Source organism: uncultured Brachyspira sp., assembly GCF_949287625.1.
Taxonomy (GTDB): Bacteria; Spirochaetota; Brachyspiria; order Brachyspirales; family Brachyspiraceae; genus Brachyspira.
Window position 1 is genome coordinate 1 of sequence record NZ_CASEGO010000083.1, and the last position, 23,071, is coordinate 23,071.

Annotated in this window: 24 protein-coding genes and 1 pseudogene; 5 read left to right on the forward strand and 20 right to left on the reverse strand. The window is 25.8% G+C overall.

Going from position 1 to position 23,071, the window contains the following annotated elements:
* The 9 genes from Q1X91_RS11485 to gpmA all read right to left on the reverse strand — a co-directional run.
* The coding region (locus tag Q1X91_RS11485) for a Gfo/Idh/MocA family oxidoreductase (protein WP_300757473.1) at positions 1-937 on the reverse strand (937 nt) is incomplete at its 3' end.
* 13 nt (positions 938-950) lie between these two features.
* Complete coding sequence (locus Q1X91_RS11490; protein ID WP_300757476.1) at positions 951-1,745, reverse strand: glycosyltransferase family 2 protein; 795 nt, start codon at positions 1,743-1,745, stop codon at positions 951-953.
* Between the two features lie 16 nt (positions 1,746-1,761).
* On the reverse strand, positions 1,762-2,640 hold the full coding sequence (locus Q1X91_RS11495; protein ID WP_300757479.1) for a hypothetical protein: 879 nt from the start codon (positions 2,638-2,640) through the stop codon (positions 1,762-1,764).
* Positions 2,637-3,755 (reverse strand): NAD(P)-binding protein, encoded by a 1,119-nt coding sequence (locus tag Q1X91_RS11500; RefSeq protein ID WP_300757480.1) that lies wholly within the window; start codon positions 3,753-3,755, stop codon positions 2,637-2,639. Before Q1X91_RS11500 ends, Q1X91_RS11495 begins: the two co-directional genes overlap by 4 nt.
* Positions 3,756-3,792: 37 nt before the next feature.
* Positions 3,793-4,830: a glycosyltransferase family 2 protein gene (locus tag Q1X91_RS11505; RefSeq protein WP_300757483.1), complete on the reverse strand. Its 1,038-nt coding sequence runs from the start codon at positions 4,828-4,830 to the stop codon at positions 3,793-3,795.
* A gap of 11 nt (positions 4,831-4,841) precedes the next feature.
* Positions 4,842-5,807 (reverse strand): glycosyltransferase family 2 protein, encoded by a 966-nt coding sequence (locus Q1X91_RS11510; protein WP_300757486.1) that lies wholly within the window; start codon positions 5,805-5,807, stop codon positions 4,842-4,844.
* A 16-nt stretch (positions 5,808-5,823) separates the two neighbouring features.
* Positions 5,824-9,300, reverse strand: a complete 3,477-nt coding sequence (locus Q1X91_RS11515; protein ID WP_300757489.1) for a hypothetical protein — start codon at positions 9,298-9,300, stop codon at positions 5,824-5,826.
* Positions 9,290-9,508: a hypothetical protein gene (locus Q1X91_RS11520; RefSeq protein ID WP_300757492.1), complete on the reverse strand. Its 219-nt coding sequence runs from the start codon at positions 9,506-9,508 to the stop codon at positions 9,290-9,292. The genes Q1X91_RS11515 and Q1X91_RS11520 overlap by 11 nt, the downstream gene beginning before the upstream one ends.
* A 189-nt stretch (positions 9,509-9,697) precedes the next feature.
* The gene (gene gpmA / locus Q1X91_RS11525; protein WP_300757495.1) at positions 9,698-10,444 is read right to left on the reverse strand and encodes a 2,3-diphosphoglycerate-dependent phosphoglycerate mutase; all 747 of its coding nucleotides are present in this window, start codon (positions 10,442-10,444) and stop codon (positions 9,698-9,700) included.
* A 237-nt stretch (positions 10,445-10,681) separates the two neighbouring features.
* Here gpmA and Q1X91_RS11530 point away from each other — a divergent pair, with 237 nt between their 5' ends.
* A complete protein-coding gene (locus Q1X91_RS11530) occupies positions 10,682-11,323 on the forward strand; it encodes a hypothetical protein (protein ID WP_300757498.1) in 642 nt (213 codons plus the stop codon).
* Between the two features lie 50 nt (positions 11,324-11,373).
* Entirely contained in the window at positions 11,374-12,606 is a 1,233-nt protein-coding gene (locus Q1X91_RS11535; protein WP_300757500.1) for an ABC transporter substrate-binding protein, read from the forward strand.
* On the opposite strand, the gene Q1X91_RS11540 is transcribed toward Q1X91_RS11535, so the two are convergent.
* From Q1X91_RS11540 to Q1X91_RS11550, 3 genes are all read right to left on the reverse strand, one after another.
* Complete coding sequence (locus Q1X91_RS11540; protein WP_300757502.1) at positions 12,603-13,217, reverse strand: cyclase family protein; 615 nt, start codon at positions 13,215-13,217, stop codon at positions 12,603-12,605. The two genes, Q1X91_RS11535 and Q1X91_RS11540, sit on opposite strands and share 4 nt — an antisense overlap.
* On the reverse strand, positions 13,214-14,212 hold the full coding sequence (locus Q1X91_RS11545; RefSeq protein ID WP_300757505.1) for a PIN domain-containing protein: 999 nt from the start codon (positions 14,210-14,212) through the stop codon (positions 13,214-13,216). Before Q1X91_RS11545 ends, Q1X91_RS11540 begins: the two co-directional genes overlap by 4 nt.
* An 86-nt stretch (positions 14,213-14,298) precedes the next feature.
* Positions 14,299-14,874, reverse strand: coding sequence for a CarD family transcriptional regulator (locus Q1X91_RS11550; RefSeq protein WP_300757507.1), 576 nt, complete (start codon positions 14,872-14,874; stop codon positions 14,299-14,301).
* Between the two features lie 321 nt (positions 14,875-15,195).
* On the opposite strand from Q1X91_RS11550, the gene Q1X91_RS11555 reads away from it, so the two are divergent.
* Complete coding sequence (locus Q1X91_RS11555; RefSeq protein WP_300757509.1) at positions 15,196-16,182, forward strand: C45 family peptidase; 987 nt, start codon at positions 15,196-15,198, stop codon at positions 16,180-16,182.
* A gap of 12 nt (positions 16,183-16,194) precedes the next feature.
* Here Q1X91_RS11555 and Q1X91_RS11560 read toward each other — a convergent pair whose 3' ends face one another.
* Both Q1X91_RS11560 and Q1X91_RS11565 read right to left on the reverse strand, forming a co-directional pair.
* Positions 16,195-16,659, reverse strand: a complete 465-nt coding sequence (locus Q1X91_RS11560; protein WP_300757512.1) for a hypothetical protein — start codon at positions 16,657-16,659, stop codon at positions 16,195-16,197.
* Between the two features lie 83 nt (positions 16,660-16,742).
* Positions 16,743-17,168: an EamA family transporter gene (locus Q1X91_RS11565; protein WP_300757515.1), complete on the reverse strand. Its 426-nt coding sequence runs from the start codon at positions 17,166-17,168 to the stop codon at positions 16,743-16,745.
* 141 nt (positions 17,169-17,309) lie between these two features.
* Here Q1X91_RS11565 and Q1X91_RS11570 point away from each other — a divergent pair, with 141 nt between their 5' ends.
* Both Q1X91_RS11570 and Q1X91_RS11575 read left to right on the forward strand, forming a co-directional pair.
* The gene (locus tag Q1X91_RS11570) at positions 17,310-17,852 is read left to right on the forward strand and encodes a hypothetical protein (RefSeq protein WP_300757518.1); all 543 of its coding nucleotides are present in this window, start codon (positions 17,310-17,312) and stop codon (positions 17,850-17,852) included.
* Positions 17,849-18,271 (forward strand): hypothetical protein, encoded by a 423-nt coding sequence (locus Q1X91_RS11575; protein ID WP_300757519.1) that lies wholly within the window; start codon positions 17,849-17,851, stop codon positions 18,269-18,271. The genes Q1X91_RS11570 and Q1X91_RS11575 overlap by 4 nt, the downstream gene beginning before the upstream one ends.
* On the opposite strand, the gene Q1X91_RS11580 is transcribed toward Q1X91_RS11575, so the two are convergent.
* The 6 genes and pseudogenes from Q1X91_RS11580 to Q1X91_RS11605 all read right to left on the reverse strand — a co-directional run.
* Positions 18,268-19,149 (reverse strand): VIT1/CCC1 transporter family protein, encoded by an 882-nt coding sequence (locus tag Q1X91_RS11580; protein WP_300757522.1) that lies wholly within the window; start codon positions 19,147-19,149, stop codon positions 18,268-18,270. The genes Q1X91_RS11575 and Q1X91_RS11580 overlap by 4 nt on opposite strands.
* Before the next feature lie 79 nt (positions 19,150-19,228).
* Positions 19,229-19,909 carry an HAD family phosphatase gene (locus Q1X91_RS11585; RefSeq protein ID WP_300757527.1) on the reverse strand — a complete coding sequence of 227 codons (681 nt, stop codon included), beginning with the start codon at positions 19,907-19,909 and terminating at the stop codon, positions 19,229-19,231.
* Positions 19,910-19,971: 62 nt separating this feature from the next.
* Positions 19,972-21,144 (reverse strand): iron-containing alcohol dehydrogenase, encoded by a 1,173-nt coding sequence (locus tag Q1X91_RS11590; RefSeq protein ID WP_300757532.1) that lies wholly within the window; start codon positions 21,142-21,144, stop codon positions 19,972-19,974.
* Positions 21,145-21,199: 55 nt separating this feature from the next.
* Complete coding sequence (locus tag Q1X91_RS11595; protein ID WP_300757535.1) at positions 21,200-21,691, reverse strand: ferritin family protein; 492 nt, start codon at positions 21,689-21,691, stop codon at positions 21,200-21,202.
* A 188-nt stretch (positions 21,692-21,879) separates the two neighbouring features.
* Positions 21,880-22,350 (reverse strand): 6,7-dimethyl-8-ribityllumazine synthase, encoded by a 471-nt coding sequence (gene ribE, locus Q1X91_RS11600; protein WP_008727357.1) that lies wholly within the window; start codon positions 22,348-22,350, stop codon positions 21,880-21,882.
* Between the two features lie 349 nt (positions 22,351-22,699).
* Positions 22,700-23,071: pseudogene (locus Q1X91_RS11605) on the reverse strand (hypothetical protein); the annotation flags it as partial.

The window sequence follows — 23,071 nt, forward strand, 5'->3', positions numbered from 1 at the left end:
TATTAACTAGTTTCATTTCTTCTAATATTTCATTATGCGGCATATCTTTGCATTCTATCATCCCATTATTTATAGATTTTACAACGGATTTTAATTGATATTCATATCCTCTAATACCATCATTTTTAGAATAACTATCTAATAATTTCCTTTCTTGTGAATAAACATATATATTTTGAGGATTATTAACATTTTCAATAATAATATAGCCTTTAGTACATGCTATAACTGCTTTACTGTCTGTCATTGAATTAATAGAATATAGTAAATTGGCGATAGTTCCATTATAATATTTTAATATTACAGAACTTTGCAAATCTATACCGTTATCATCTATAATAGATACAACATTAACATCTTTAAAATTATTTCCTAGAACTGATAAAGCTAAATTAATAGGATATATTCCAATTTCATATAAAGCACCTCCAGATAATTCTTTATTGAATAATCTATCCTTATTCGTAAGGATATATCCTAAATTTGCTTCTAACATTTTAGGTACACCAATAATGCCGCTATTTAGAAATTCTTCTATTTTATATCTTGATGGCATATATCTAGTCCATATAGCATCAGCTAATAAAAGTTTTTTATTTTTAGAAATATCAATTAATTCTTTCGCCTCTTGATAATTTGAAGTAAAAGTTTTTTCACATAATACATGTTTACCATATTCTAATGACATCTTTACATGTTTATAATGATAGGATACAGGTGTCGCTATATAAACTAGTTCTACATTATCATCTTCTAACATTTCCTTATATGAACCATAATTCTTTTTAAAATTATGATCTTTTGCAAACTTTTCTGCTTTATTTATATCCCTAGAAGCAACAGCATACTTTTCTAAACCTTCTATATTATCAATAGCTTTAGACATGGAATTAGATACATGCCCAGCACCTATAAAACCTATTCTTATATTATTCATTTTAATCCTCAAATTACTTCGGTTTATTAAATAAACTATTCAATATTTGTTTTAATAATTTAAAATTAGAACTAAATCCCTTTATTTTCGATGGAACTTCCCCAATAGGGTACTTTCTAATTGTTGGAACTTGAGTTATTTTATATCCAAGCTTTTTAGCATGCACTAGTGGAAAATAACCGTATTCATATTTAGAATATTCCTCTCTAAACCAATCTATCCTATCATCCATCATATATTTTCTTGAAAATGCTTTATATCCATTTGTAGGATCAGTATAGTGATATCCAGAACATAAACTTACTAAAGGTGATGCTATAAATTTAATTGCTAAATATCTTGATAATGGAGTATTTATTCCTTTACCTCCCATTGAAAATCTAGTAGCTTGTATTACATCATATCCTTCATCAAATTTCTTTATAAATTCATTAAGTGTATCTTCTATATTATCTTTATTATTTCCATCAAAAGTTATGATGCCATCATATCCTTCTTTTAATGCTTCATAATATCCTTGTTTTAGTTGAGTACCGTGTCCTTTTATATTACTTATATTAATTATTAAACCTTTACATCCGTAATTTTTCATTATTTCAGCATTAGAAGAATAATCACTGCTTCCACCATCGCATATAAAAATATCTGATATGTTAAATATATTTTTACTTTTCATTTTATCTAATTGGTCTAAGAATTTTTGTCCTTCATTCAAAACCGGTATTACAGAAGCATATTTATTTCTTTTCTCAAAAAAAGATATATATGTATATTCTGGTATTCTTTTTTTTATTTCTTCAAAATTCATATTATTTTATCTCCTTTCATAATTTTGAAACAGATTTTACTCTGAAATTCGGTTTATTATACAGTTCTTTTTGTATTACACTTAAATATCTTATAATAATACTAAATATGGCAAATATCATAGTAAAACTAAATGATAAAAACAAAAATGTTGTAGTCCAACCTTCAACAGGCTTATTATTAGATAAATATATAATTAAAGCATATATTCCTGTTACTATAGCAATTATAGCACTTAATAAAGATAATGATGCAGCAAAGTTTGAAGAAGCTTCTGAAAATAATAATAAATACACGCTTCTTGTTTGCTTTGACATATAATATTTTTTATCTCTTATATTGCATTCAAATTCATTGTAATTATATCCAATATCACGAATAACATATGATATAGGTGTTGTCTTGCTATTATCTTCTGTAATTGCATTTATAACTCTTCTAGTAACTAAAAATATTATATCATATACATTTTTTAATTTATGCTTTGAAAATATAGATATTAAACTAATGGTTAATTTGTCTTTTAATCTATAATATTTAGAAGTTAAAAAAGATGAGTCTATACCTTTTTTATTTGATTCATAAAGATTATCTAAATAATCTTCTAATTTATTAATTGATAAATCTTTAATTACAAAAACTATATCTCCTTTTGAAAATTCTAATCCTGCTCTTATAGAATTATTTTCATCTATATTATTACCTAAATTTAAACATAATACATTATTAGAATTTGGAGATAAATATTCTTTAATATCTTTTATATTAGAATCATTTATCAAAATAATTATTTCACTATATTCAAATTTATTTAGTATATAATTTTCTAATCTTTGATAATTTTCTTTATTATCTATTTTAGTTATTATAAAACTTGCATAGTTTTTATCTTTCATAATAGCACCTCATTTAATTCATATATAGTATTTAATTTTCCTCCAAGAATACTAATTAATTTTGGATTTTTATTATTTTCTGTAATAATAACTGGTCTTGAATCAGATGTTGAAGAAGACTGCATTAGAGCTTTTATAGCAAAAATACTTTCTTTAAATTCTGGTAAAAATTCTGATTTCAAATATTTTTTAGCAAGTTGGAACATATGTACCCAAGCTGTTTCCGGTCTTACTTTACAAGTATTGCAATTATCTAAGAACATTCCACTGCATATTTCTGATTGTTTTTGACATGTAAAAGTTGGTAATTCTTGGAAGCAATTCTGATGCGGTGTATATCTTACTGCTGATAGCGAATACATACCATGACTATCAAAAGGCATTATAGAGAAAAATGGACCATCCATTAATGTTATCCCAAAACCTTTTAAGCTTTCAGAAGCATTGCATAAAACCATTTCTGCCAATTCAAACTTCATAGATAATGTATTTAAATTAAATATTTTTAATATACTGTTTAAAGAAGCATAAGAAGTATTAATAACAAAATTAGTTTTTATTGTTTTTGCTGAATTTAGTGTTAATACCCATATATCGTTATCGATAACTACATCTTTTATATAATCATTATAAATGATAGTAATATTTGATTTTTCTTTTAATTTTTCTAAATAATAATCTTTTATTTTTAGAGTATCTATTGTATATTCTTTTGTTTTATAGCATGCATCTATTGTATTTTTATTGAAAAATATATTTTCATTTATTCTTTCATAAGGTATATTAGCATTATCACAGAAATATTCAAAATTATCAGGGGTTGCCATACCAAATTTTGATGACACAGCATAAATCTTAGTATAATCTGAAACTATTGAAAATGGAAAATCTTTGATGAATCTGTCAAAATAATGAGAACATTTTATCGCTGTATGCAATGATCTTGGATAATGATAACCATTATGCAGTCTTGCCTGATTAACATACGAAGCTCTTGAAAATGCTTCTTTGTCTTTTTCTATTATTAGAATTTTAGCATTCTTATTTTTATTAGATAGAATATCAGATGAATATAGTCCGTAAATACCAGCACCTATTATTACATAATCATACATAGTAATATTTCCTAAAAATTAGTTAAACACAAAAAACCTATGCTGCAATTTTACATTGCAACATAGGTTGTAATTTTTGATATATTGTATTATTATAAATATATATGTAATCGCTACATATATTAATTCTGGTCTGGTCTGGTCTGGTCTGGTCTGGTCTGGTCTGGTCTGGTCTGGTCTGGTCTGGAAATCTTCTATTTTCTGATATAACTTTTCCTATAGCATTCGTTATTAATCCTACAGCAAAAGATAATGCTGATAATATTAATAAACATATAGTAAGTATTGCTGTAGGAAATCTAGCAACATTTAATGTTTCAAAATATTCTATAGTAATACTAATTCCTAATGACATACCTATAATAAATAATATAATACTAATTATATTAAAAAATATCATTGGCTTTTCTGTCATCATCAAATATATTATAGTAAATAATATTCTAAAACCATCTCTAAAAGTATTAAGTTTGGAAAAAGAACCTTCAGGTCTTTTAAAATATTTGGCAGGAAGTTCTCCTACAGGTAAACGCATTTGTAGAGCATATATTGTGAGTTCTGTTTCTATTTCAAAACCTTTAGAGGCTGCCGGAAAACTTTTTACAAATCTTTTGGAAAATATTCTATAACCGCTAAGCATATCATTAAATTTTTTACCAAATAATCTATTAGCAAAACCTGTTAGCATAGCATTTCCAAAAGCATGTCCTTTTCTGTGTACATCTTCATCTACTACTTCACGAGAAATATTAAGCATATCAAGTTTTTTATCTAAAAAATAATCTATATGTTTTTTTATTTCGGATATATCATACTGCATATCGGCATCTACCATAATATATACGTCAGCATCAATATCAGAAAAAGCCCTTCGTACAACTTCACCTTTACCCTGATAATTAACTTCTGTTACTATTGCTCCTGCTTCTTTTGCCAGCTTTACAGAATTATCTTTGCTGTTATTATCAAGAACATTTATTTCAGCTTCAGACAAATATTTTTTAAACTCTTCTATTACTTGTTTAATAGTAACTTCTTCATTGTAGCATGGTATTATTACTGATATTTTTTTCATAAATTGTTTCCTTATCCTAAAAACACAAAAAACCTATGCTGCAATTTGCAGCATAGGTTGTAATTTTTTATATTTTGAATTATTATAAAAGCATATACAATCGCTGTATATATTAATTCTGGTCTGGTCTGGTCTGGTCTGGTCTGGTCTGGTCTGGTCTGGTCTGGTCTGGTCTGGTCTGGTCTATTAAAAATCTCTCTCAATAATTTCAAATTGGATGAAAATCCTTTTATTTTTGACGGGATTTCATTTTTTGGATAAACTCTGCTTGTAGGCACCTGACAAGCTTTATAGCCAAGTTTTTTCACATGAACTAATGGATAATAACAATATTCATACGTATTAAATTCTTCTCTAAACCAATCCATTCTTTTATCTAAAATATAATTTCTTGAGAATCCTTTATATCCATTACACACATCATCATAATGAAAACCTGAAGTTAAACTAATTAGAGGAGAAGCAATTAACCTTATTCCTACAAACCTTCCAAAAGGAGTATTTTCATGATATCCTCCTAATGAGAATCTCGTAGCCTGAACAACATCATAACCTTCTTCAAATTTTTTTATAAATAATGGTAAACTTTCATGAATATTATCTTTATCATTACCATCAACCATAATAGCTCCATCATATCCATCTTTCATAGCTTCAAAGAAACCTTGTTTTAATTGTACACCTTGTCCTTTTTTATCACTTATATTAATTATTAAACCACGACAGCCATATTCTTTGATAAAATCAGGATTTGATGACTTATCTTTGCTACAACCATCACATATAAATACATCACAAATATTGAATATATTTCTTTCTTTCATTTTATTTATTTGTGATATAAATCTTTCTCCCTCATTAATAACAGGTATTAATAAAGCATATTTATTTATCTTTTCAAAAAATATATATTTTTTATATTTTGGTATTTTATTTTCTATTTCTAATAATTCTTCATTTGTAAATTGATAATTCATGGTTTTACCTCTAAATTTATAATAAATTTTTATTATTTCTTTTAGTATACCATTTTTTTATTCTAACAAAAATATTGCAATCTATCCTATATAAGATTAAAGAATATAATAAAAATAAGAATGGAAGCCACATAATAAAATAATTAATATGTGTATGTACATAAAAATGCTGTTTAAATATAAACATCGAAGATACAACTCCAAAAAAAGATATGCATACACATATAAATAAAGCTAAATACTTATTAATACTGATTTTAAAACCAAATACATCTTTACCAGTACTAGATAAAAATAATCTTATAAAAATAATAATTATAAATAGTAATATAGAATATATATACGGATATAAATATGAGGTATTAAAAAAATATATTTTTAATATATTAAAAATACTTGCATCAAATGTTTGTCCAGAATCCGAAACTGTATTAACAGTTCTTCTGAATAAAGCATCAACTATGAGATCAATACTTCCTAAAGCAAAAATATGAATAATTAAAATTATTATTAATCCTAACATACATATTCCAGAAATTATTAAAAAATATTTAATAAATTTTTTAATACTGTAATATCTTGATATGGAAAAATAAAAAACAGGTAAAGTAGTTGATACAAATAATGTTGGTACGTATTCATAACCATGTGATAACCTAAACATTATACTTAAAAGCAATAATAAAGATAATAATAAATTGTTTTTATTAAAATCGTATTTATATGCAAAGTAAGAAACTATTAACATTGGTAAAATAAAAGTAAATGGCGGAAACCATATAGATCTGCTGAATGACGTTATCCATACATTAGTAATTAGAGTAAATATTGTCATAATAGAAACAGGAATTATTCCAAACTCTACTGCCAAAAATGTGAAAAATACGGCGAATATGATAGCATTTAATAGAGAAGAAAAATTTTGTAAACTTCTAAATATAATATGGGAATCAGTATTCCATTTTAATAATACATTAAATAATGGTCTTAATACATGGCTTTGCAATCCCAAACAAGATTTGTATACTTCAATATATTTAGAATTATTATTTTTCACATCATTTACAACTTCTTTTTCATTAAATTTATAAGTATTCATAGTATCACTAGAATTCCTTCTATAAGTATTCATGAAAAAATATGGTTTATCTTCTGATGAAATACTTCTTATAAACAAATCATCCAATATTATATTATCAGAATATGTATCAGGATCTTGAAATTTAGTTTCCGGAGCTAGACTAAACATATTAAAAATAAAATTAGAACATAATATAATTAATAATAATATAAAAAATTGTATATATTTATTAATATTCATTTTATACATTATGATTAATAACATTGATATTATTAATATAACTAATAGATAATTATTAAAGGGAATATCTATATAATATTCAACATCTTCTATATAAGTATTATTATCAATAATTTTACTAGTAGTAATTAGTATTTCATTGCCGTTTTTTAAATAAAGGTTGTCAGATATCTGTTCTAATTTAATAGATTTCACATTGAATACACCTTTAGGATAAGAGAAATATAGATGAGGATATTCGTTAGTAAAAGATTCTTTTATTTTTATATCTCCAGAATATACTTTGTACTCGGATGTTATATCCTCTGTATTTGGTATATAAATATTATAATTTTTAGTATCTAAATAATATGTTACAATACCTTTAGAATAATCAGAAAGTTTTTTAATTTCTATACTAATTCTATATATTTCACCTACAGATAGAGGGACTATATAATTATAACTATTCCAACTTGTAGAATTAGATACAGTAAATGTACCGTCATCATTATTCCAAGCACTTGCTGTAAGACCTTCCTGAGGTGTAGTATTATACCAATCAGGCATTCTATGTATTTCTATACTGTAGCCATAATTTTTTATATAGTCAGGCTTATTTTCTAGTTTTAAAGGTTTATCAGAATATTTATAAATAAAATTAGGCGAAAATAGTCCTTTAGATATTAGTTTAGCCTTATAGACATAGCCTGCTGGACTTGCTGCTATAATTTCAAAATCTGATAAATATCCTTTACGGTAAATATTACCTAATAATGATAAAACTAATACTATAAATACTAAAGAGATTAAAGATATAAAATATACTTTCAATACTTTCTTTTTATTATTAACAATAAATGATTTCAAATATGATAATAAATTAAATGAAACAAAAATAAATATTATATATATTAATAATAGTACAGCAAAGAAATAAATTATTTTCTTTAATAAACTATCTTTAAGACTAAGAGTATATTTTATATTTTTTATATCATTAATATTAACATTATCAACTGTTGATGTAAATATTATTTCTTTTCCATTTTTTAAATATAGATTATCACTTAATTGTTCTAACCTTATATATTTTATATTAATAGCACCATCTGGAAAATAAAAAGTAAAATGAGGAAATGGGTTAGGTTTAGTATATAATATATCAACTTCATTACTATATACTTTGTATTCAGGTCCTATATCATAAGTGCTCTCTATAGGAATAAGAGTATTAGTTTCATCTAAATGATATTTAATTGGATTAAAGCTGCTGCCGCTTAATCTTTTAGCTTCTATAGAAATTCTATATCTTTCACCTTTAGAAGGAATGATATCATAACCATAACCATTCCAGCTAGTAGAATTAGATACCGTAAATGTACCATCATCATTATTCCAAGCACTTGCTGTAAGTCCTTTCTGAGGGTTAGTATTATACCAATCAGGCATTCTATTAATTTCTATACTATAGCCATAATTTTTTATATAGTCAGGTTTATTTTCCAGTTTTAGAGGTTTATCTGAATATTCATAAATTAAATTATGAGAGAACAACCCCTTAGAATTAACTTTTGCCTTATATACATATCCTGCTTTACTTTCTGCTATAATTTGAAAATCTGATAAATAACCTTTATGGGGCATATTTCCTAATAAAGATAGTAATATAAAAATAACTATTAATGAAAAGAAAATTATAGAAGATATCTTAAAAATAATATTTTTATTTTCCAATATTCTATTATATAAATCATAAATTAATGATCTATATTTAATACATAAATATACATTAAATAATATTAAAACAAATAATATAATATAGAATATTGGCTTAATTCTTAAAGAATAATTTATATTATCAATTTTTTCATCATATTTCAATTGCTTTGAAGATACCAAAGTACCAAAAGGACTTCCTGGTTTATCAATTTTTATATCTTTAATAAAATTATTATTTTGAATTATTTCATTAGTATCAAAATAAACTTTATATATATCACTGTTTCTAAAGATCTTACTATAATATTTTAATCTAAAATGATAATTATATTCTATATCATTTGATGATTGGAGCTTAAATTCAGATAAATAACCTTTTCTATTAACTAAACCTAAAACTGCTAAAAGTAATATTGATATTATAAGTATGGAACTTATAATTAATATTATTTTATTTAACTTATTTTTCATAAACTACTCCTAAAATACAATGGCTGTATTTATATTGATTGAAGCATTTTTTGCAACGGGTATATAATGATTTAAGAAAGTAAAACTTGAGAATATATAGAGCTGTTTGCTGTTTGCTGTTTGCTGTTTGCTGTTTGCTGTTTGCTGTTTGCTGTTTGCTGTTTGCTGTTTGCTGTTTGCTGTTTGCTGTTTGCTGTTTGTGTTTCATAACATAATCCATAATATTTTTACTATTATATAATAATATAAAAAATAATCAATACTAATTATATAAAATTTCAGGATTTGCATTTTAAGTTATAGAATAACTATGATTTTTTAATACATTTAAGAACTTTAAGCCCCCGGCAATTATTTCGCTGCTGGAGGCTTTTATATTTATTTTTAACAAACTTTATTATTTCTTTTTGCCTTGATTAGCTACAGCTTCCATAGCTTTTTTAACTGCTTCAGGATCTCCTAAATACCGTTTGTTCACAGCTTTGAAATTATCATCAAGCTCATAAACTAAAGGCATTCCAGTAGGTATATTAAGTTCTGTAATGTCAGCATCAGATATATTGTCCAAATATTTTACTAAAGCTCTTAAACTGTTACCATGTGCTGCAATTATGATTTTTTTTCCTGCTTTAATATCTGGAAGTATAACATTTTCCCAAAAAGGTACTACTCTTGCTACAGTGTCTTTCAAACATTCTGTTAGAGGCAGTTCTTTTTCTGATAAGTTTTTATAACGAGGATCATGACCTGGATATCTTTCATCATCTTTTGTTAAAGCTGGAGGAGGAGTATCATAGCTTCTTCTCCAAATTTTTACCTGATCTTCTCCGTATTTTTCAGCAGTTTGTGATTTATTTAATCCTTGTAATGCTCCATAATGTCTTTCATTTAACTGCCAGCATTTTTCTACAGGTATCCATAAAAGCCCCATTTCTTCCAAAACTAAGTTTAAAGTTTTGATAGCACGTGTTAAAGTAGAAGTATATGCTTTATCAAAAGTAAATCCTGCTTTTTTAAGTTCTGCACCGCCTGCTTTAGCCTCTTCTATACCTTTTTCAGACAAAGTAACATCTGCCCAGCCTGTAAATAAGTTTTCTTTATTCCATACACTCTCACCATGACGTATTAAAACAACTTTTGTCATTTTTATAACTCCTTATAAATAAGATTAAGTTCTATTATATATTAAAATAATAAAAAAGTTAAACAAAAAATCTATTGTTTTTCTTATTATATTTTATAAGAATTTTTTGTATGAATAATATTTTTATACATAAGTTATTATTACATTGAATTCACAGCTAAAATACTAAATTAATGCTTGAAAAAACAGAAAATATTTATATCTTTAATATAATAATAAAACGGGAGTATATTATATATGAAGAAATTTGTATTAATTTTGTTTTTATTTTCATCTGTTATGACTTCGGGACTTATGGCTAAAGACGGATTTGGTGTTGATTTAAGTGTGCCTTTGGGAGCAGGCATAGGTTTTTATCTTGAAGATGGTAAACAAAGCGAAACTGTAAAACCAGACGGCGGTTTTGAGTTTGGTGTTTATTTAAAGCCTAATTATTATTTTGATTTAAATATATTATCTTTAGGGATATCTTTAGATTTTGGATATCAAAGAGATGTATTTGCATATAAATCAGATTTATCTAAAGGTAATGTTACGTCTGACAGTTTATCTATAGGTTTGATGCCTAAAATAGATATACTATTTATGTCTATAGGAGTTGGGGCTGGAGTAAAATTTCCTTTAGGAGGAAGCAGCTATTCCAAAGAAAACAGCGGCGGAGAGACAATAGAAAAATATACTCTTAAACAATTACAGAATCAATTTTATAATTTATATATACCATATCTTAAAGCAAGTTTAGATTTTCTGCTTCTTTATAATGTAACTTTAGGTGTTTATCTTTCTTATGATTTTCCTTTGCTTGAATATAAAGACAGTATTCCAAAGACAAAAATGGGAGGTCTTGATATAGGAGGACAAATAGGTATAAGGTTCTAAAGATAAATTCATTTTAGGAAAACATAAAAAATAATAATTAAGGAAAAATAATGTACAATCGTTCGTATTATGCCGTATTTATCAGTCTTTTATACAGCAGTATAATATTTGCTCAAAATTCTTCTTTTGTAAGTAAACTTGATAAAAGTCAGTTAGATTTAAATTATTATGGAAGATTAAAAGATAAAAATATTACATTAAATGTATGTAATTGGGGAGAGTATATAGCTGACGGCTCTAAAGGTTCTATGGATATTATAGAAGAATTTGAAAATCTTACTGGAATAAAAGTAAATTATATAATACATAATTCTAATGAAGAAGTATATGCCAAGTTAAAATTACATACAGAAAATTACGATGTAATAACTCCTACCGACTATATTATAGTGAGAATGATAAAAAATGATATGATACAGAAACTAAATTTCGATTTGCTTCCCGCTGTAAAAAACAATATAGATCCATTCTTTTTTTCACTAGCATATGATCCAAAAGGAGAATACAGTGTTCCTTATACTTGGGGAATGAGCGGTATTATATACAATAAAAAAAATATAGATATAAAAGAGGAAGATATTGATTGGTCTATACTTTTTAATGAAGATTATAAAGATATGATACTGATGGCAATAGCTCCAAGAGACGCTTTTGCGGCTGCTAATGGTTATTTAGGCTTTGATTTGCATACCACAAATGAAAAAGAGATATTAAAATCATTTGACGCTTTAAAAAAGCAAAGATCTATAGTTCAGGATTATGTTATGGACGAAATACTATATAAAATAAGATATGAGAAGGCATATATAGGAGTTACATACGGCGGCGATGCTTTAACGGTTATAAAGCAAAATACAAATATAAATTTTGTTATACCAAAATCAGGGGGAAATCCTTTTGTTGAATGTTTGGCAATTCCTAAAAATGCTGAAAATATAGAAGCGGCACATATGTATATAAATTTTTTATGTGAGAAGCAAGTAGCATATGAGAATACAAAATACATAGGATATGCCACTCCAAATACAGCAGCTTTAGAATTACTGCCTGATGAAATAAAAAATGATAAAAGAATATATCCTGATAAAGAGAATATTGTATATATGTCAAAACGAATATCCGAACTTGATGACGGAGCTGGTATTTTAATGGAAAATCTTTGGAATAATTTTCTTAATAATAAAAGTGTTAAATTGCCTTTTAATAAAATACTTGTATTTGCTGTTATTATTACAATTATAATATTAATTATTTTGGAAGTAAAGAAAAGAAAAAAAGATTAAATTATAGCATATGCTCTTACTGGGGAGCCTTCAGCATTTTTTATTTTTAATGGGGCTGCACTAAAGAAAAATTCTTTATTCGATACTTTATCTAAATTGGCAAGTCCTTCTATAATGCATATGTCATGTGAAAATAAAATATTATGTATTAAATTATTATTAATATTATCAGCAGAAGGACTGTCTATTCCTATTGTTTTGATTTTTAAGTTAAGTAATTGATTTGCAAAACTTTCACTTAAGTAAGGAAAATTTTTATAATAATAATCTGTATTAATATTCTTATGCCAAGAAGTATTAATAAGCAGTATATTATATCCCTTTATAGTTTCAAAATCAAAATTGTTAGGAAAGTTTATTTTATTTTCTTTATCTGCTTTAATATCAATACAGTAAGCACTGCCGATAAAATAGCTTAAATCTATATTTTCAGCAGAAGGCTTATTATTTATGCCATGAAGAGGCGTATCAATATGAGTGCCGCTATGAACACACATATTGATATTTGTTATATTAAAATACTCATAATTAAAACTTTCAACTTTTACATCAATATCATCAGGATAATGAGGCATATTGTTATAAATTGAAGAAGAAAGATCTATTATCATTTATCATGTCTTTTTTTATTATTATTATTTGATTGTTTAGCTCCTGCAAGAGAAGCAAATATTACCCTTCCAGCCTCTTTAGGAAGTACATTATCTATTTCTATTTCAACATTTTTTCCTATCAAATGTTTAGCATTATCAACAACTATCATAGTACCGTCTTCTAAATATCCAAGTGCCTGCTTATCTTTTCCCTCTCTTATCAAATCGATTTTAATAGTTTCCCCGGGAAGCACTACAACATGAAGCGAATTAGCCAAATCATTTATATTTAATATTTCAACTTCATGAATAGAAGCTACCTTCATCAAATTAAAATCATTAGTAATAACTTTAGCATCCATTTTTTTGGCAAGCTCTATAAGTTTTAAATCTACTTCTTTTATATTAGGGAAATCTATATCAGTAATAGAAAGAAGTATATTTTTAGAGGACTTCATTTTATTTAATATCTCTAATGCCCTTCTTCCTCTTATTCTTTTTTGCGGATCTCTGGCATCGCTTAAGAACTGTACTTCTTTTATCACAAATTCAGGAAGTACAAGAAGTCCGTCAAAGAATTTCTTTTCGGCAATATCATATATTCTTCCATCTACTATAACAGAAGTATCAAGTATTTTAGCTGTTTTATTTTTATCAGGTTTTGTAAGATTAAGCATATTTGATATATTAGGTATGAATGCCGCTATAATTCCAAAAGTAAGATATCCTTCTATAAAAAGAATGATTAATTTTTCATTTATAGATAATTTAATTCCTATCATATTAACAGTACTTATAGTTAATAGCACTATAACTATAGTTAGAAAAAATGAGATAAAAAAAGCGAGAGTAATTTTAGAAGATTTCTTTCTTATAAGTAAAAACTCGAATAAAAATATTAAAACAGCACTCAGTAAAAATATAGACACCGTTTTATAATTAAAAGTTTTTGTAAAATAATAATCCATTAATGCTATTAAAAAAGATATAACAAAATATACTATTCTCCACATAATAGTTCCCCCTACAAACTACAATATAATTAGATATATTTATTTTTTTATTTGAATAAATGCTTTTTTAGAAATATTGAAGAATATTATTCTTTAGTATCTTTTTTCTTTTTTTTAGTATTGTCTTTATTTTCTTTTACCAATTTTTCTTTTTCTAAAGGTTTAGTTTTGAATTTTTTGGCAGATTTTTCTAAGGCATTAGATACTATATCTTCAATTTCATCTTTGTCTTTTTTTAAAGCTATACTGATTTCATTAACTATAAACATATAAGCCTTTTCGTATAAACGTTTTTCACTTGCCGATAGTTCTTTTAATTTGTTTCTAGTAAATAAACTTCTAGCTACTTCTATTGTATCTTTAATATCGCCGCTTCTTAATTTTTCTTCATTTTCCTGATATCTTATTTTCCAGTTATTTTCTATATCATGCGGTTTTGTCTGAAGTATATTAATGAGTTCATCGGCCTCTGCTTTTGAAATTATTTTACGTATACGATATTCTTTAACTCTGTTTATAGGGACTTTTAATGTAATATTTTCACTTTCACATTCTAATACATAACATTCTACAAGATTAGAATTCACTTTACTATCAGATATACCTATAACTTTACATATACCGTACATAGGATATACAACATAAGTATTTAATTTATACATTATAAGCCTTTTTTTCTTATAAATAAGTTAATTATTTATTCTCAAAATTTAATAATATACCTCTCACTATTATATATCAATATTTAAAAAAATCAAGCTATGAAAAAAGTGATGCTTTGTTTAAGAGATATAGTATTGCACGCTTTTTTATTAAAAAACAGGTATTATATATTTTTTATTATGATAGTATTAGAAAAGTATGATAATAATTAAACTAAAAAAGAAAAATTTTTATTCATATTTACTTATAATTTTTATTATGATAGTCTTTGAATAATCTTTAATGCTTTACTTATTAATTAAAATAAACGAGGGTGTAACATGTACCATTCAAGATTTTCAAAAACGCATTATAATGCAGGATTAAAATACGGAAAAATACTTGCAAAAAATAATATAAATCCTTTGGATAAAATAAAAATATCAGAAGAGAGAAAACATTTCGCTTCTAAATGCATGCCTATATATGAAGATTTTTTCCCAGAGATAATAGAAGAGATAAAAGCAATGGCTGAAGGACTTTCTATTGATTATAAAGATATATGTTCATTTTTATTTAGCATATATGCTTTCACATTTGAAAATAAATGTTCTGCTTTTGCTTTTAAAACGGATAAAGATATAATACTTGCAAAAAACAGCGACTTTTTAATAGATATAGAAAAATATTCAGACAGTGTATATTATAATCTTGATAATTCCTACTCTTTTATTGGAAACACTACAGCATTTATAGAAATGGAAGACGGTATTAATCAAAAATGTTTAAGTATTGCTTTAACTTTTGTATATCCTGTAAAAATTGATTATGGATTTAATGCTGGAATGCTAGTACGATATATTTTAGAGAAATGCCGCACTTTAAAAGAGGCTTTATACTTTTTAAAAGAGGTGCCTATATCGTCAGCACAAAATATTATAATAGCAGACTATGAAGGTAATATTGCTTTAATAGAATCAAACTGTGAAAAAATAGAAATAATAGAAAATGATTATGTATTTACTTCAAATCATTTTACAAGCGAAAGCATGAAAAAATATAATACAAATATGCATGATGATGTTTACTCTCATGAAAGATACAATACTTTAGAAAAAGCATTTAAATATTATAAATATGACTTTGACTTTGCCAAAAATCTCTTATCAGGTAAATACGGATTTTTGTGCCAATATGACAGAAAAAATATGGGAATGGATACCATCTGGTCAGGCATATATTCTATTAAAAATAAAACAGCATACAGAGCAGAAGGAAATCCGTCAAGAAAAAAATTTAATGAAGATAAAAGACTTGTATTTGATTAATAGTTTTAATATCTATTTTTCAATTTTTTCTAAATAATCTTTAGCTTCATTATTGCCTAAATTATCATATAATATTCTTAAAAATGAAACAGCCTCTTCATAATAAGGAATAAATACTGAACTATTATTATACTGCTTTTCTAATTTTTTTATTGTTTCTATAAGTAATTTTATATAATGAAGTGTTAAATCAAAATGCTTTAATGTAAAACAAATATTTATTAATCTTAATATATTATCTGGTATAGCTTCCAAATCAAAACTTTTATTATAATATAATAAAGTATTATCAAAATCTTTTTTGTGTAAAGAGCATTCTGCTATTTGAGCAAAGCATTTTATATTATCATATTTATCTTTGCTTATATTCAATATAGATAAATAAATATCTTTAGCCTCAGAATAATTTTTATTTTGAAAAAGTTTATCAGCCTGATGAAACATATCTTTTATATTATCCATATTATCTTTATCCATTTTTAACCCCAAAACAATTTTTATATAAATAATTTAATATATAAAATTATATCATCTATAAAATAAATATCTAGTTAATATTTTCATAAAGTTATTATCAAAGTACCTGCAAGTATAAAAACAGCCCCTATTATAACTTTTAATGTTAAAGCCTCTTTCAAAAATATTGAAGCTAATATAATTGTAAATACTATAGAGAGTTTATCTATTACAGCTGCTTTATTTACATTTCCAATCTGCAAAGCTTTAAAATAAAATATCCAAGAAAGACCAGTTGCTATGCCTGAAAGTATTATAAATATTAATGTTTTGCTGTTTATATTTTTTATAGTTTCAATTACAGAACCGTTTTTATTTGTATAAAAAACTATAATCCAAGACATTATTAATATTATAATAGTTCTTATTGCCGTTGCCAAATTAGAGTTAATATTAGAAAGCCCTATTTTTATTAATATGGCAGTAAGTGCGGCAAATATTGAAGAGAGCAATGCAAATAAAATATACATAAATAAAAAATCCTTAATTATTCTATATTAAAAAATATTATAAAAATAGAAATATACTATAATTTTTTATGATTTTTCTTGATTTTTTGCCTAAAATATTATAGCCTATTAGTATGAAAGAAAACTTTGGGGGCTATTTCTATGAGCAAAAAACTTCCTTTAATTATTCTAACTACTACTATAATTACAGCCTCAGCTGCAGTAATGATATTCAAAAGAAAAAATAATAAAGGATTGTTTCATATAAAAAGCTATGACGGAAAATTTGATATAGCTTTTTCTAATGAATGGAGATTAAGCAAAGTAAAAAATGAGCTTAATGAAAACTCCAATTTAGAAGCAATAAATACTAAAAATGGAATATGCTTTATAATGTTTTCTAAAAGTAAAGAAGAATTAAATAATATTACTTTAGAAGAGTATAATGAAAATATTTTAAATAGCATAAAAGGCGAAAATATAATATCAAGCAAAAGTGTAAAAGCAAATGATAAAGACTTATATATTACAGAATTTGATTCATATTATGAAAATGTTTTGGTGCATTATCTGCTTTATACTTTGGATACAGAAAATTATTATCATCAGGTGATGGTTGCTTTAATTAATAATAATATAAAAAATAATCACAGCAAAAAAATTAAAGATATTAATAATATATTATCTACAATAAGAGAGATATGAAACAGTTTATAATAGTATTTTTTTTGATAATCAATACAGTTCTTTTAGCAGAACAAAAGATATTCGTATCTACAAAGTTAAAAGGAAGCGATTTAAGAAAAGAAATACTTAAATGGGTAAAACAAGAGGCACAAAATAATAAATTCAGCAGCTATGATAACGGGCTTGTATATTTGTTTTTCGTATCAAACAATATAATAGATAATAGCTCCTTATGTTTTGATATAAGTTTTCATTTGGAATACGACAAGTTTATAGTAAACTTTTCAAATACTAAATTATTAGACAATACCACAGGAGATACCAAAGATTTAAAATTCAGCATTTGGTCTACTCTCACAAACAGCGGCTGGTTCAAAGAATATAATGATACTATAAGCATGATAATAGATGAACTGGAAAATATCGTAAATAATTAAATATCAATTCCTAAAAACTGCTTAACTAAAAGTCCAACCAAAAAACTAATTCCAGCAACAGTTAAACTAATTCCAGCCATCTCTAAAAATCTTTTCTTAAAAGGCAGACTCTTAGCAACTGATATATAGTATGTGAAGAAAAATATTATAAATACTACTACACAAAGCATAGTAATTAATGCATACAAATAATGATTATTGGGGTATATTAGATAAGGCAGTATAAGAAGAGTAACAGTTATCAAATACATTATTCCAGTATATGATGAAGACTTAAAAGCATTTTTATCTCCGTCAGCTTTGGCAGATAAATACTCTGATGATGCCATAGAAAGTGTAGCTGATATCCCAGTAATAATTCCAGATAAAGCTACGAGTCTGTTATTTTGCAATGCGAAACTAAGACCTGCTAATGTTCCGCTTATCTCTACTAATGCATCGCTTAATCCCAAAACCATAGAACCTACATATTTAAGTCTCTCTTCGTCTAAAATATCAATGAGACTTTTTTCATGCTCATCTTCTTCAAAGGCTATTTTTTTGGCATCAGGAACTTCTTCTACTATCTTTGAATATATATACTCAGCGTCTTTTTCTCCGCCTTCCATAATCTTAATAACAAAAGTATATCCGAATATAAAACTTAATATAAAAAATTTTAATACTTTAAACTTATTAGGCTTTAATTTTTTATTTGTGTATTTCTCTAAGATCTTTGAATGAGCATATTCTTCTTTTGCTATTCTGATAAGTACATTTTTATCATCTTCTTTCTTTACAAACTTTGCTAAATTTAAATATACGGCATGCTCTGTAACTTCATTTTGCTGCATTTCAAGTAAAAGTTTTAATGTTTCTTTTGAAATATTTTTTTCCATAGGTAATATTCCTAATGCATAATAATTATAAATATTACTATAAAAATAAATTAATTTCCAGCATAATAATTATTTATTTTTATTTAAAAAAATTACTTTTTATATAGTCTCTTACTTCTATTAAATCATTAAATTTTTTGTACGATAATTCTTTTTCATCTTTTTCTGATAATAAAAGCAAATCTGGTATATATAACCTTTTTTCTATAAAAGCATTTTTAGCAGATAATAAACCATTTTTAGAATCTTCTAATATTATTACATTATTTTTATCAAAATTAAAATAACCGCATACATTATTATACAAGTCCGGATAAGGCTTTGGGTTATCAGTTTCATCTCCGCATAATATATAATCAAATTCTTTTTTTAAATTAGTTTTATCTAAATATAAATCAACTTTTTTTCTTATGCTTGAACTTGCTATAGCTTTTTTTATTTTTTTATCGTTTAGAAAATTAATAAGTTCAGAAGCCCCTTTTTTTATATTTATACCATTTTCTCTTACTATATTAAATGCCTCTTCAATTTGATTATTTATAATGTCATAAAATGTTTTTTCATCTATTTTTGATATTTCCATCATTGTATTTTTTATAGAAGTTTCATTTGAGCCTAATATCTTGGTAAAAAAAAGTTTTTCAACATCAATATCAATATTATAATTTTTAAAAGTTTTTTTCCAAGCCGCCAAACTTATGGTTTCAGTATCGAGTAAAAGTCCGTCCATATCGAATATTACTAAATCTAATTTATTCATACTTTATTATATACCCCTAATTTTTTAATTTATTGCTTAATAATATAAACTCATAATAAATTTCAAACATTGCTCATCTTAAATATATTATAAACATCATCTCTTTTGAATTTCACAAAATAATTAAAATCTCCTCCAAGCATACATTTATCAGTAAGTTTATTTAATACTTCATCATTTTGAATGCCTATTCCAAGTTCGCTGAAATTAACAGGCATATTTATCTCTTTAAAATATTCTATAGTTTTTTCTATTCCTTTTATGCATGTATCATCATCTATATTCCAAACATTTTTTGAATATTGTATAAATCTTTTTTCAGCATATTCATCTTTATAGCAATACTTTGTCCAAGAGCCCCATATACTTGTGAGACTTGCCCCATGAGCTGTATCAAACTCTGCCCCTATCTCATCAGCAAATCTATGAGTTATAAAATCAAATTTATTTCCAAGCCCTGTAAGTCCGTTATGTGATAAACTGCCAAGCCGCATAAGTTCGCTCATAGCATCATAATTGTTTTTATCTTTCATTGCTATAGAGCCGTTTTTTATTGTAGTTCTTAATATAGCCTCTGCTATTGCATCAGTAGTTTCATTTATACTTTCACTATATCCGAAATATCTGTCAAGAGTATGCATCATCATATCAGCTATACCGCATGCTATTTGATAGTAAGGTAAAGTCATAGTAAGATAAGGATTCATTACGGCAAATAAAGGTCTGTTAAAATCTGAATGAAGTATTCTTTTCTCTCCAAGCGATTTGTTGGTAAGTACAGCTGCATCGCTCATCTCGCTTCCTGAGGCAGATATTGTAAGTATGCATCCTATAGGAATACTTTTTAATACTGTTTGTTTATTAGTAAAAAAATCCCATATATATGTTTCTTTATTGGCTGCAGCATGTGCTATCGCTTTTGCTGTGTCTATTACACTTCCTCCTCCTATAGCAAGTATAAAATCAGCATTAAAATCTATTGCCTCTTTTATACCTTCTTCAGCATGCTCTAATGAAGGATTAGCCCTTACCCCTCCGAATGATAAATATTCTATATTTTCATCTTTTAATAATTTTTCTGTTTTCTCTAATAAACCGCTTTCTTTTACACTTCCTGAGCCGTACACTATAAATACTTTCTTAGAACCCAATTTTTTTATTTCTTTACATATGTTTTTTTCAGAGTCTTTTCCAAATATTATTTTTGTAGTATTATTAAATACAAAATCCTGCATAATATAAACTCCTATTTTTGGGTATGCATTTTATAGTATATATGATGATTGAATATCATTTATTAATTTTACGGTTCTTACATACAGGGCATATATCTGGGTTATCGTTTTCCAAATCAATATAACCGCATATATTACACTGCCAATTTTTTATATCAAATGTTTTATCTTCTAAGAAACTTTGAAACTGCTTTTTATGTCCGTCTTCTATTCTCGCTACATTCATAAAAGCCATAGCCAAATCATCAAAACCTTCCTCCTGTGCAGTTTTGGCATATGATAAATACATGTCTATAGATTCATAGTTTTCATTTGTTATAGATTCTTTTAAATTATCTTCAGTAGAAGGTATGCCATGAAAGTTTTCAAACCATATCTTTGCATGTTCCTGTTCATTTCTAGCAGCCCTTTCATACATTAAAGCCACATCTTCTTTTCCCTCTTCTCTAGCCTTCTCAGCATAGAACATATATCTGCATCTAGCCATAGCCTCACCTATGAATGCATTTCTCAAATTAACCTCTGTTTTAGATCCTTTTAATTTCATACGAGCCCCCATTATCGATAATTTTTATTAATAAATATTATATACTAATTACTATAAAAAATCTATATCTATAATTTGAATTTATATTAAATATAACAAATAATGAAAATAAGGACAATAAAAAAACAAGAGCTATAAATATAATTTAAGCCCTTGTTTTAATGATATAGTATATTACTAAGATTATATTATTTTTCTATTTCTCTGATTAGGTTTACCATTTCAATAGCACCCATAGCAGAATCGAAACCTTTGTTTCCAGCTTTAGTACCAGCTCTTTCAATAGCCTGCTCAATGTTTTCAGTAGTTAAAACTCCGAACATTACAGGAACATCGGAATTAAGCGAAACATTAGCAATACCTTTAGATACTTCAGCACAAACATAATCATAATGAGTAGTAGAGCCTCTTATAACAGCACCAAGGCATATAACAGCGTCATATTTTTTGGATTTAGCCATTTTAGAAGCTATTAGAGGTATTTCAAAAGCACCTGGTACCCAAGCTACAGAAATATCATCGTCTTTAATATTATGACGGGATAAAGCGTCCAAAGCACCGCCCAAAAGTTTGGAAACAATAAATTCATTGAATCTGGCACATACTATACCAATTTTAATTGGTTTTTCACTAACGAGTTTTCCTTCAAAAGTTTTCATCTTAACTATCCTTTATTATTGTTATTATTAGGTCTTAATATTTTTATTGGGGTTTTACCCCAAACCCCAGTTCTTTTGGTGACCCAAAGAACCAAAAGGACTGCAGTTTTTATATTTGACTTTTCTTCATAAAACTTAATAATTTTCTTACACTGTCTTCTTGTAGTTTAAAAATATTTATAAGTCCTCCGCTATTATAAGCTAGCAACTAAAGCACTGACTATTATGCAAAGGTACCTTACTGCATATTTTATGAGATGGACTTCGTCAACTCGTTTGTTATTATTATGCTTAGCAGTAGTCTAGCTTTTTTAATTTATTATATGAGAAAACTTGTTCTTTAATAAACTCACAATTTTTCCACTTCTTCTATACTCAAACCTGTATTTTCACTAATTATTTTTATATCTATACCAGCTTTTTTAAAATTTCTGGCTATAGATATTGCTTTATTTTTTTCACCCTCTTCAATTCCTAGTCTTCGCTCTTCTTCAAGCATTATTTGATTGCCGTATAAATAAGCCTCTCTCTTATCGTATTCACTCATCATTAGTCTGTCTTTAATGAAATTATTATATCTTCTTTGCACTTCTTCCATTACAGGTTTTTCTTTTACTAATTCTGACATTATAACCTCCCTATTATCATTTTCTTTCATTGTAAAGAATTTAAGCCAGCAATTTAAATCAGTTTTTAATGAATTATTATGAAATTTTTTAAG